The organism is Sphingomicrobium sp., from assembly GCA_036563485.1.
Taxonomy (GTDB): domain Bacteria; phylum Pseudomonadota; class Alphaproteobacteria; order Sphingomonadales; family Sphingomonadaceae; genus Sphingomicrobium.
In genome coordinates this window covers 752,663-764,808 of record DATCMI010000001.1, presented here as the reverse complement: position 1 = coordinate 764,808, position 12,146 = coordinate 752,663, and the positions used below count along the sequence as shown (strand labels likewise).

At 61.9% G+C, this 12,146-nt stretch carries 9 protein-coding genes; 6 read left to right on the top strand and 3 right to left on the bottom strand.

Annotated features, from left to right (window positions below; all coding sequences use genetic code 11):
* Position 1: 1 nt before the first annotated feature.
* The gene (gene msrB / locus VIL42_04010) at positions 2-484 is read right to left on the bottom strand and encodes a peptide-methionine (R)-S-oxide reductase MsrB (GenBank protein HEY8592014.1); all 483 of its coding nucleotides are present in this window, start codon (positions 482-484) and stop codon (positions 2-4) included.
* 86 nt (positions 485-570) lie between these two features.
* Here msrB and VIL42_04005 point away from each other — a divergent pair, with 86 nt between their 5' ends.
* Positions 571-2,295 carry a cytochrome c biogenesis protein DipZ gene (locus tag VIL42_04005; GenBank protein ID HEY8592013.1) on the top strand — a complete coding sequence of 575 codons (1,725 nt, stop codon included), beginning with the start codon at positions 571-573 and terminating at the stop codon, positions 2,293-2,295.
* 81 nt (positions 2,296-2,376) lie between these two features.
* On the opposite strand, the gene VIL42_04000 is transcribed toward VIL42_04005, so the two are convergent.
* Positions 2,377-3,156 (bottom strand): outer membrane beta-barrel protein, encoded by a 780-nt coding sequence (locus VIL42_04000; GenBank protein ID HEY8592012.1) that lies wholly within the window; start codon positions 3,154-3,156, stop codon positions 2,377-2,379.
* An 846-nt stretch (positions 3,157-4,002) separates the two neighbouring features.
* On the opposite strand from VIL42_04000, the gene VIL42_03995 reads away from it, so the two are divergent.
* From VIL42_03995 to VIL42_03975, 5 genes are all read left to right on the top strand, one after another.
* Positions 4,003-5,184, top strand: coding sequence for a glycosyltransferase family 2 protein (locus VIL42_03995; protein ID HEY8592011.1), 1,182 nt, complete (start codon positions 4,003-4,005; stop codon positions 5,182-5,184).
* A complete protein-coding gene (locus VIL42_03990) occupies positions 5,159-5,953 on the top strand; it encodes a DUF5672 family protein (GenBank protein ID HEY8592010.1) in 795 nt (264 codons plus the stop codon). Before VIL42_03995 ends, VIL42_03990 begins: the two co-directional genes overlap by 26 nt.
* Before the next feature lie 360 nt (positions 5,954-6,313).
* On the top strand, positions 6,314-8,629 hold the full coding sequence (locus VIL42_03985) for a calcium-binding protein (protein HEY8592009.1): 2,316 nt from the start codon (positions 6,314-6,316) through the stop codon (positions 8,627-8,629).
* 75 nt (positions 8,630-8,704) lie between these two features.
* A complete protein-coding gene (locus VIL42_03980) occupies positions 8,705-9,511 on the top strand; it encodes a sulfotransferase (GenBank protein ID HEY8592008.1) in 807 nt (268 codons plus the stop codon).
* Between the two features lie 238 nt (positions 9,512-9,749).
* Entirely contained in the window at positions 9,750-11,321 is a 1,572-nt protein-coding gene (locus VIL42_03975; protein ID HEY8592007.1) for a hypothetical protein, read from the top strand.
* A 12-nt stretch (positions 11,322-11,333) separates the two neighbouring features.
* Here VIL42_03975 and VIL42_03970 read toward each other — a convergent pair whose 3' ends face one another.
* On the bottom strand, positions 11,334-12,053 hold the full coding sequence (locus VIL42_03970) for a hypothetical protein (protein ID HEY8592006.1): 720 nt from the start codon (positions 12,051-12,053) through the stop codon (positions 11,334-11,336).
* Positions 12,054-12,146 lie beyond the last annotated feature (93 nt).

Sequence of the window (12,146 nt, the reverse complement as noted above, 5' to 3'; positions counted from 1 at the left end):
GTCAGGCGACGCGAAAGTTCAGCGCCAGCCCGTTCATGCAATAGCGAAGGCCCGTCGGCTTCGGGCCATCTTCGAACACGTGGCCCAAGTGGCCGCCGCAGCGAGCGCACAGGACCTCTGTGCGCGCAATGATCAGCTTGCGGTCCGTGCGAGTCGCAACAGCGCCGGAAAGCGGCTTCCAGAAGCTTGGCCAGCCGGTGCCGCTTTCGAACTTGGTCGCTGAGCTAAACAAGGCTTGGCCGCACCCGGCGCAGGTGAAGGTGCCCTTGCGATGCTCCTTCAGCAGCGGGCTTGAGAAGGGGCGTTCGGTGGCGGCTTCGCGGAGGATGGCGTAGCGCTGCGGTCCCAATTGCCGCCGCCATTCGGCGGGAGCCTTGGTCATTGCGAATCGGAGCGCGGGGGCGGCATTGCCGCTGCGCCCGAACAGCAGCAGGCTGGTCGCTGCGGCGCCGATCAGCCCCAACACGGTGCGTCTGTTTTCCATTAGCGCATCCTGCCTCAGCGCATCTGAACCTTCCAATACCGAAAACTTATTGGCCAAAGCGCCGCGAGCAGGAGCAAAGGGTAGCGATGCTCATCATCCTACTCGCTTATCTCGGCGGCCTTCTGACGATCGTCAGCCCCTGCATCCTGCCGGTGCTGCCGTTCGTCTTCGCCCGAGCCGACCGGCCGTTCGTGCGCAGCACGCTGCCGCTTCTCGCCGGCATGGCCGCGACATTCGCCCTCGTGGCGACGCTCGCGGCGGTCGGGGGCGGCTGGGCCGTGCGGGCCAATGCGATCGGGCGTTGGGCGGCGCTGGTCCTGCTGGCCCTCTTCGGGCTTGCGCTGGTTTTTCCGTCAATCTCGGATCGGCTGATGCGGCCGCTGGTGGCCCTTGGGTCGCGCCTGACGGAAAGACAGGGGCAGAAGGAGAGCGTCTGGTCTTCGCTGGTCCTCGGCGTCGCGACCGGCCTCCTGTGGGCGCCATGCGCCGGGCCGATCCTCGGCATCATCTTCACCGCCGCCGCTTTGCAGGGGGCAAGCTTCAATACGACGCTGCTGCTGCTCGCTTATGCGTTGGGCGCAGCCACCTCGCTGGCGCTGGCATTGCTGGTCGGCGGCAAGCTGTTCGCGCGGATGAAAAAGTCGATGGGCACGAGCGAACGCATTCGCCAGGTGCTCGGCGTGCTTGTGCTGGTCGGCGTGGCCGCAATTGCGCTCGGCCTCGACACGCGCGTGCTGGCGAAGCTGTCGAGCGCGCAGACCGCGAGCCTCGAAAGCGGGCTCGCCAAGCGGCTTGGCGCGAGCAAGGAGATGGAGGAGCAGCCGGTCCGCGCCGATGCGAATGGGCGGTTGATCCTGCCTCCTCTTGGCGATCTGCCCAGCCTCGGCGAGCTTGGGCCCTGGCTGAACGGCCCGCCGCTCACGAATGGGCAGCTGAAGGGCAAGGTCGTGCTGATCGACTTCTGGACCTACAGCTGCATCAATTGCATCCGCACCCTGCCTTATTTGAAGGCGTGGGACGCCAAGTATCGCAACGACGGGCTGGTCATCATCGGCGTTCATGCACCGGAGTTCGCGTTTGAACGCGATCCGGCAAATGTCGAGAAGGCGATCAAGGATCTGGGCATCCGCTATCCCGTGGCGCTCGACAACCGCTACGTCCTTTGGAGGGCGCTCAAGAACCAATATTGGCCGGCCCACTACTTCGTCGATGCCGGGGGCCGCATCCGCTACTATCACCATGGCGAGGGCCAGTATGAGCTTGCCGAGCGGATTATCGGCCAGCTGCTCACGGAGGCGGGACGGCCCCCGTCGGGAGGGCTCACGAAGGCGGGCGGCGAAGGAGCGGAAGCCGGAGCGTCAGGCCAGGTGCGGTCACCCGAGACCTACGTCGGCTATGGGCGGGCGGAGCGGTTCGTGTCGCCTGGCGGTCTCGCGAAAGACGTAGTCAAGAGCTACGCGGCGGCGCCGCTGAAGCTCAACGAATGGGCTCTCGAGGGTCGCTGGCTGGACCAGCGCCAGAATGCTCGCTCACTCGCACCCGGCGGCAAGCTGTCATACCGCTTCCAGGCGCGAGACCTCCACCTCGTGCTCGGCTCCGCGACCGGAAAGCCGCTACGGTTCCGGGTCACGCTAGACGGGCAGGCGCCCGGATCGGACGCGGGGGTCGACATTGCCGCGGACGGCAGCGGCACAGTCACGGAACAGCGCCTCTACCAGCTGGTGCGAATGAAGGGCCCGGTGCGTGAAAGGACCTTCACCATCACATTTCTCGATCCGGGTGCGGAGGCGTTCGCCTTTACCTTCGGGTGACGGCCGCGGGATCTGCAGGACAAAAGAAAGGGACCGGCCCTTGCGGGCCGGCCCCTCCTTTTTCGCTTAAGCTATTAAAGCTTAGCCGCGTTCGCCACGCTCGACCGGAGCCGGCGGCGGCGGGGGCGGCGGCGGGCAGGTGCTCGTCGCCAGGATCACCGAACCGTCCGGGCAGGTCTGAGTCGCCGGAGCGGCTTCGACCGGAGCCGGCGGCGGCGGAGCAACTTCCATGACCGGAGCCGGAGCAACGCCGCCGAACATCACGCCGAGACCGAGCAAGCCGGTGACCGTGTGCGTTCCGCCCGAGTGCAGCTTGGACTTATAGTCCGAATAGCGGCCCTCGGCCTTGATGTAGAGGTTGTTGGTGATCGCCTGCTCGACGCCCGCGGCGTACTGGAAGCCGCCGACCTTGTAGTGGTCGTAGTAACCAGCGGTCTGGCAAGCATTACCACCGCACACGCCCGGCAGCGGCGTGAAACGCTTGCGCTGCTCGTTACGGACGTAAGCGACTTTACCGTACACCTTGGTGCCCGGCATCACGTTCACGCCGGCACGAAGACCCAGGCCCCATTCCTGGAACGTCTTGTGATTGACGAGGCCAGCGCCGTCGATCGTGTTGACCTCGGCAGGAGCCCACCAGAAGGTGCCCTCGCCACCGACGAAAAAGCCGCCCATGTCGAAGTCGGCGCCAACCGCGGCGCCGTAGCCGATATGGCCGTCCTTGTCGCCAGCAGCGCTGAAGCGGCTGTAGCCGACCTGTGCGTCAGCGTGGAAGCTGGCCGACTGTGCGCTTGCCGACTGAGCAGTGACACCCATCACGAGCGCGACGGCAGTGAGCGCACCTAATTGAAATTTCTTCATAATGTACCCTTTCATCACAAACAGTGTTCCCCTGGAGCCACCCATGAAAACAGTAATCCGATACTTCGAAGCTAGCAGCAACAATGTGGTTTAGAAAGCCATTTAGCCTTCGCATCGACCAAATCGCTAGCTCTCGATTTGGTTGGCCCCGTGTTGTCCTAAGCAATTGCGTTACTTGCGTTCGCAGAGACGCGGAGCACCGGCATCAGTTCCAAGGCAGAGTCATTCGCCCGACAATTGTGGCATCGGCGCAACACCCCGACCACGCGCCTAGGCCGACCCATCAAAAGGCGAGCAGTTTTCGCCGGACCGATCCGGCTCAGTCATGTCGCCAAAGCAACCGTGATTGCATAAGGCGATTTGATGCTTCCGGAAGCGACGATCGACCAAAGCGACCATCGAGCGCGCCTGCTGGCTAGGGCGGGCAACCGATGGCGCTGTCTACGGCTTTGGCTGCGGGTGCAGGCCGATGCGATCCGGCTCGATCCTCGCGGCTATCTTCAAGGCGCGTTGTGGCGGGCTCGAGGGCTGAAAGTGCGGTCTCGCCACCGGCTCTCCTCGCTGACCGGCCGATCGCCCGCGGCCTACGACTTTTGGGTTTCCTGCCGCGAACCGGCGCTGCGCCCTCGGTTGGGAACGCCTGCCGGGGGTCGGATTGTGCCAGTCGTCGACTGCCGCGACGGTACTGGCGGACTGGACGCGACGCTGCGGTCGCTGGGCGGGGAAGCGCCTATTCTGGTGGGCGCGGAAGGATCCGGCAAGCAGACGTGGATCGGGCAGCCGAGCGCCCTCTCGCGTCACCTCCAACGCGTTGCATGGCTTTGCCCGACCCGCTGCGGAGATGTTATGGCTGCCGACGCGCTGCGGATCTACGCAGACGCGATTGCCAGCCGTCCAGACGCCCAGATCATCTATGCCGATGACGACATCCTCAGCGAAGGCGGGCGTCGGATGCAGCCGCACTTCAAGCCGCAATGGAACCCTGAGCTCTTCGAGCATCATGATTATCTCAGTGGCGCCTGCATGGTCAGGGTCGGCCCTGGTGACCTTTCCGCCGATGTCGACGAGGATTGGCCCGGCGCCCTGATCCGCAGGAAGGTCGCAAGCGGCGTGTCTCCGGTCCATGTGCCGTTCGTCCTTCACCATCGGCGCCGAAGGCCGGCCCCCGCATTGCCCGGTAAGCCGCCTTTGTTGGCTGGGGAGGCGATGCCGCAAGTCAGCATCATCGTGCCGACGCGCAACCAGCTCGCCTTGCTGAGAAGCTGTATCGAGGGCGTGTGGGCGACGAATTATCCATCCCGCGACCTGTTGGTCGTCGACAACGGCAGCGATGATCCGGAGACCCTCGCCTTCCTCGACGGACTTCGTGGCGACGGCACCAAAGTGCTGAGCGTTCCCGGGCCGTTCAACTATTCGGCCTTGAACAATGAGGCGGTTCGGCATGCAGTCGGCGACATCCTGCTATTCCTCAACAATGACGTCGAGATGATCGACGACGACTGGCTGTCGCTGCTGGTGATGCACGCCGCGAAGCCCGATGTCGGCGCGGTCGGTGCCCAGCTGCTCTACCCGGACGGGACGGTGCAGCATGCAGGCGTCTATACGGGCATCGGCGGCGGCGCGGCGCATGCCCACCGCTTCCTCGCAGCCGACGAGCAGGGCTATTTCGAACGTGCCCGCCTGCCGCAACGGGTGAGCGCCGTCACGGCCGCGTGCCTAGCCGTCGGTCGGGACAAGTTCCTGCGCGTCGGCGGCTTCGACGAGCAGGAATTCCCGGTCGCCTTTAACGATGTCGACCTCTGCCTGAAGCTCGGCGCCGCTGGATGGCACACGATCTACGAGCCGCGCGCGAAGCTGATCCACCATGAATCGAAGTCGCGTGGGAACGATCGGGAGAGGGTCAACCGCGCACGCTTCGCCGGTGAGCTCGCCGCGCTGAAGCGTAAATGGCGTACCGATGTCGAACGCGATCCCTTCCACCATCCGCAGCTGAGCCCGTTCAGTGAGCAATTCTTCGTTGCCATCTGAGGAGAAACCGAGGCTCGAGCTACCGTCGGTCACCCTGTGCGCGGTGACCTCGGTCAATGTCAGAGCGACCTTAGCCGCGATGCAGGCGAGCCGAGAACAGATAAGCTTCGGCGACTCGCTATTGCTAAGCGACGTCGACGTTGCCGTCCCGGCGGGCATTCGCCGTACCCCGATTCAGCCACTGCGGTCGGCTGCCAACTATTCGCACTTCATGCTCCGCGAACTCGCCGACCATATCCGTACAGAGCATGTGCTGGTTGTGCAGTGGGACGGATTCGTTCTCGATGCGGCGCAATGGACCGATGCTTTCCTCGACTGCGATTATATTGGCGCGCCCTGGCCGCAGTTCAGCGACGACCGTAAAGTTGGAAATGGCGGCTTCTCGCTACGAAGCCGGCGCTTGCTCAGGGCGTGTCAGGACGAACGGTTCGAAGCGGAACACCCTGAGGATGTCGCCATCGGGCGGTTGAACCGCACGTTTCTCGAGCACCAAGGCTGTCGCTTTGCCGATGATGCGCTCGCCGAAAGTTTTTCCTTCGAGCGAACTGTGCCGTCGCAGCCCACATTTGGGTTCCATGGCGCGTTTAATCTTATTCCGCTTGTCGGGCCCGACGCGTTCTGGCGCATTTACAACATGCTTGATCACCGCGGCCCTATCAGGCGCGACGCGTGCTTATTACAGCGCCAGCTTGGCAATCAGCCGCAGCATTGGGGTTGGCGTCTGCGACTTGCCGCAGATGCGCTCTTGAGCAACGTCGGACGGCGATGATCGTCAAGGTCCATGTCACAGCGCGCGCCACCAAAGCTGATGCACCCTCAGCTGACCGACGGAAGCTGCAGGTTCGATAATTCACTCAACGATTCGACGCGCCGTAGGCGCCGTTCTTGCTCAACTGTGGCCGGCGCGCCGCACTTTAATATAACCGCGGCCACTTTGATTTCCTTTTGCAATCCGCTGGAAATTAAAGGTTTTCAGAGCGGAGTGGCGGAGAGGGTCGGCGCCGGCGGTTTCAGGTCCCGCTGACTTTCTTAACCATCAGAGTGGCTTGCGCGACGATTCTTTGCCCGTTAAGCTCGCTCGGCGCGACGACACACTAACGCTCAGATTTATCCAACAGGAGAGACTTGCATGGCGACGATTAATTGGGACGGGACCACCAGCAAAACGGTGGCATATTCTTCGTCCAACACGATCGTGTTTGACTTTGACCCGGCTGAGACGCTCGCGGATATCCGCAATGCCGATGGCAGTGTGCTTTTCGTCACGACTGACGGCAACACGCTTGTCTTGTCGGGCGTGCAGCTTGCTCAAATCGAAATCGGCGACATTGTGTTCGCTGGCGGCGCCGGCGACGTTATTTTCGGTGACGGCACCAGCAGCACGCTGACGGACAATGTTGGCAACACGATTACGCTCGACTCGGACGATGCATTCGGGATCGCGATGGGTCTTGGTGGGTCGGACACGATCAACGCTGGTGGTTCCGGCAATCACCTGATCTTCGGTGGTTCGGCTGCAGGCGATTCGGCTGACTCTCGTGATGTCATCAACTCGGGTTACGGGACCGATGTGGTCTACGGTAACGCGGGCGACGATTTCATCCACGATGAGGGCGGCGCTGCCAATGAACTCTATGGCGGCTCGGGCAACGATGAAATTTATGCGCACAACGATGGGTCTGTGCTGAGCGACTCCGTCGTCTCCGGTGGTATCGGTGAAGATTACATTGAAGTTTCGTCGGCAACCGGCACGACGACCGTTTACGGCGGCAACGAAGCTGGTGATCCGCTCGACGGAGACGATGTGATTGACGTCTACTCCTATGACGGAGAGACGAACGTCTACGGCAACGGTGGTGATGACGTCATTTACGGTAATCATTCGGGCACCGGCAGCCTCGCTGCCTACGGTGGTCTTGGTGACGACGATATCACGCTTTATAGCGGCTCTGCTGATAGCGACCTAGTTGTTGTTGGTGGCAAGGACGCCGACACGATTGACGTCGAAACTTACGGCAATGCGACCATCTGGGGCGGATCTGCTTCGAACGATCCGCTTGACACGTCTGATGTCATCACTCTGAACGGTCACGGCGGTCTGTACTCGGTCTACGGGAACGGCGGCGAGGACGACATTACCGTTGACATCGACGATGGCGCATCTGCGATGGTCCATGGTGGTGCTGACGACGACACGATCGTTGCAACCTCGGCTGCTGCCGATGCTCTGTCGACGCTGACGGTGAACGGCGGTCTGGGTGGCGACGACATCACGGTTGCTTCGGATGGTGCGGCGACCGTTTTTGGCGGTTCGGCTGCTGGCGACCCTGCCGATGGCAGCGACACCATCACCGTGACCGGTGCTGGCCAGTTCGACGTCTATGGCAACGGTGGAGCCGACACGATCGATGTCACTCTGTCGGGCGTCGTCGGCAGCGCTGATACGCTGATCGGCCATGCCAACATCTACGGCGGCCAGGGTGTCGACGATATCAGCATTAATGGCGACGGCTCTTACTTCGTGAAGGCCGGCATCGGTGACGATACGATCAATATCGACCTGAATGCTGCGGATGCGACCTTCACCGGGGCCAGCGCATATGTTTACGGCAATGAAGGAGCGGACACGTTCGTCTTCAACACCGACAGCACTGGCGATACCGGTACTGGCGCTGCCGTGACGGTCATTGGTGACTACGACCATGGTGAGGGTGACGTCATCACCGTGACCGGCGACATGACGGACTTCTTCACTGGCGGAAACGTTCTTCTTGGTGACTACAATGGTAACGGAACGCTGGACCTGGTCATTTCGTCCGGTTCGGATGTGCTGAATATCGAGCACGGTGCTGAGGAACTAACGCAGGTCGACTTCGCCGACGGCTCGTTCATCTTCGACGGGTCGGCTGACAGCAACAATCTCATTGGGACCGCCGGCGACGATGTAATTATCGATGGCGGTGGCTTGTACGGGCCGACCTTGGGTGACGGGGAACTTCCGGACACTCTCGACGGCGGCGCCGGTGACGATCTCCTTGTCAGCGGATATGGTGCTGATACGGTAACCGGCGGGTCAGGCAGTGACACCTTCTATTATTTCGCACCGCTCCAGAGCACGCTCGACGGTTATGATGTTATCACTGACTTCATGACCGGCGAGGACATGATCGACGTTTCGAACGTCGTGAACGGAACTGCGACTTTGGATACGAGGACGGGCGATTATGCTCTCCTCTACGACAGCTTCGAGGAAGCAGTTAACGCTCTCGCGGATGCTGATGGTAGCTCTGACAGTCAGGTTATTACCTTCACCTACAACAGCCAGAGCTATGTGTTCGTCGACAACAGCGAGAACATGGAGTTCGACGAGCAGGACTTGATCATCAACCTTGCGAACAATGCTCCGATCACGGCCGCGGACTTCAACTTCGGCTTCGCTGTCTAACAACCAGCGTTTGTGGATCCGGAAGGGGCGCGCCGTGAGGTGCGCCCCTTCTTCTTTGGTAGATTGATGAGGCTCATGAGCGGCCCTCTCGGCATTGGCGGAATCGGCGGAAGCGGCACTCGAGTCGGCGCCCGTTTTCTTCAAATCCTAGGTTTCTCGATCGGTGGAGACCTGAATGAGGCGCTCGACAACCTCTGGTTTACGCTTTTGTTCAAACACCGGTCAGTGCTCACTTTACCTGCCGCTGAAACCGGGCTGCTCATCGACACCTTTGCCGCACGAATGAGCGGTCGGGAGTGCTCGGGAGGGCACTGGCATGAACTCGCGCAACGCTACGCGGCTATAGAAAGACTCCAACACAATCGTAGCTGGCTCGAGGAGCGCGCTAGGACCTTTGTGGACGCTCCGCTTTCGGAGACCTCGAAGTGGGGCTGGAAAGAGCCAAACACGCACATCATCCTTGAGCCGCTCCTCACGAGCATCCCGTCGCTGCGTTACATCCATTTCTTCCGGAACCCGCTCGACGCGGCGTTCGGCGCCAACCAGAACCAGCTTTTGAACTGGGGCCCGATATTCCTCAACGGCGATGTCGAGGTGGGGCCGCGCGACAGCCTGTCTTACTGGTGCGCGGTCGACCGCCGCATGCGCAGGCTTGTCGAGCTCTACCCCGGTCGGATCCTGTTGTTCAGCCTCGACGGCCTATGCCAGGAGCCTGAACATGGCATTGCCGAGTTCTGCCGCTTCGTCGGGGCCAACTCAGTCGATATGGCGGCGCTGACCGCGGAGGTCAGCAAGGAACGCGCGAACCGCAGCCGTGCAGCCCTCGACGAGAGCCTCTTTCGTGCCGAAGACCTCAACTACATCGAGTCGCTTGCCAGCTGAGCGCAGGCGCTGCGTTGGCAGGCGCAGGCAGGTGGGTTAGGCCCCCGCCATGCGGGCTTCTCCCATCGTTCGGACGCACAATCCTGTGCTCATCGGAATTTGCGGCGGCATTGTCGGGTCAGCGCTGACGTTCGTGCTCTTGCAGAGGTTTGCCGCAGGCCAGAGTTCAGCGCACACTTCGCTCTTCATTGTACTTACCGCCTGCATAGCCTCGGCCGTGCTCTTGCTTACCGGAACAGTGATTCGCCGCGGCCGAAGCCGCGCGTTCCTGCGCAGAGACGTCATCTTCTACGTCCGCCCCGACGGCGACGACGGGAACGACGGTCTGGCCGACACGCCGCGGCGGGCCTTCGCGAACCCGCAGCGGGCGATCGATATAATTTATCGGCTCGACCTGCGCGGATTCGAGGCGCGGGTTCATCTTGCACCGGGGACCTACTCCGGGCGCCTGACGCTCTACGGATTACCGACTGGTGCGCGCCACCGCCGTAGCAGGCCGATCCGGCTATTCGGCGACGAGGAGAACCCGTCGGCGGTCGTCATCCGATCGGACCGCAACGCTGCCATCGAGGCCTCCCGCTTCGCTAACCTGTTGGTGGCAGGAATAACCTTCGAGAATGATAGTCCGGAGGGCGACCTGTGGCTGATCAAGCGGAGCGCTTTTCTCGATCACCGCAACTGTATCCTTGGCGCATCGGCAGGGGAGAAGATCCGAGCCACCAACAGCGGATCGGTCCGCGCCATGGGGCCGACGACAGTCCGCGGCGATGGCTTGGCGTTCGTCCATGCAACGAGCGGCGGCCTCATCGATTTCGCCGGGCAGCAGATCCATTTCGAGGGCACCCCGCACTTCTCCCGGTATATCTGGGGGATCAACGACGCGTCGGTAAACATCGACAGCGCAACAATCAGCGGCACCGTCCGAGGCGGCGGGATCGTCTACTGCAACGGGATGCTAAATGTATCCAGCCTGCGCGGGAACTACCGCGGTGGGGACCCGATCATCGTCCAGGATGGCGGCAGGGTCGTCGACCGCAATGAGGCCGCGCATCGCGCCTTGTGGGTCAGGTCGGAAGACGGGAACGACAACAATGACGGGCGCATGAATACTCCCGACCGAGCGTTCCGCACCCTCCAAGGTGCGATCGACGCGCTAGCTCGAATGCAGCGGGACACGATTGAATGGCAGTATCGCCCAGCGCCAAGCGTGATGATCTTCGCGCGAGGCAGGTTCGAGGAGACCGTATGGCTGCGCGACGTTGGATTGCCTGAAGTTTCCATCATCGGCGACAAGTCGGCGGCAGAGAGGGTCGTCATCAACGGCCGTGGTGATGCGCTCGTCTGCAACGGTTCGAGGACGAAATGGTCGATTCGCAGCCTGACCCTGAGCACGCAGTCCGGCAGCTGCTTGCACGTTTCGAACGGAGCGCAGGTGTCGCTTAGGGATGTCCAGTTTGGCGAAGCAGGCGAGGCACATATACTAGTCGACAACGGTGCCAGGGTTGCCGTTATCGGTCGCTACTCGATCGCCGGTTCGGCACAATGGCACATTCGCGCACAGCTCGGCGGCACCGTGGATGGTAGGGGACGCAAAGTCGATCTCCAGGGTACGCCGCGGTTCGGCAAAGCATTCGCTGCCGTGGAGCTTAATGCGGTCTACAGTGCCGGCGGCGCATTATATCTGGGCCAAGCTACCGGACCGCGGTTCAAAGTGCGCAGTGGAGGGCTCATCGACGCCGACGGGGCTCGCACAAAGTTCCTGCCGGGCGATCTCGAGGGCACTGTCGAACTCGGCGGGTTATACTGCTGAGCCAGCAGGCCGCTAGAGAGCGGCAGCCTTGGCGAGCACACGCTGGGGGTTGCGCTCTCCCAACATCAGATCGCGCTCCCTGATCCAAAGATCGGCGAAATCACAGTCCTGCCACTCGTTAAACCAGGGTCCGCCGTTCGTGTAGTGAATGACCGGCGGCACCTCCTCTGGCATTGCATATTCGCCGGCGAGAAAATTCCAGCCGGTGTCTAGAGCGCCGATGTCGTTATCGTCGCGTACCCAGCCGAAACGGTGCAGGAAAGCCGGTGAGGCGGAATTAACCAGCTCCGGCGTGAGCGCCTTCACGTCTGGGTGCGCGCAGTTGAACACCATGAACGAGGACCAGTTCTTGCGTGGATAGGCAGCCTGCCGCTTGCCATCCATCTTCACCGAATGAACGGGCGTATAGTCGTGCTTGACAACGTACACTGCTTTGCTGTCGTCAAGGCCCTGGAATACTTTGCGAACATCGTCCGTGAATAAGAAATCGCAGTCGCAAAAGACGGCCCATTCGTCATTCGCAGCGATGAAGGGCGTCAGGAAACGGGTGAGGGAGAACTCGGTCGAGGCTGCTTGGTCAACCGGGCGCGTATAAAGTCCAAGGTCGCGCAGCGCCTGCTGGCGGAGCGCCAGAACCTCGACGTCAGACCCGGAATGCCGCAGAAGCGAGTGGCGGCAAACCTGCCACGCCACATCCTCCCGACTGTCATAACCTACGAAGATCTTGGCCATATGCCCTGCTATCGTGCTTCCTGAGCTTTCAACATTACTCGACCGCGGAAGGCCAGCCGGCACTGAGTCTTCTCTAATGCCCTGCGCGCATGC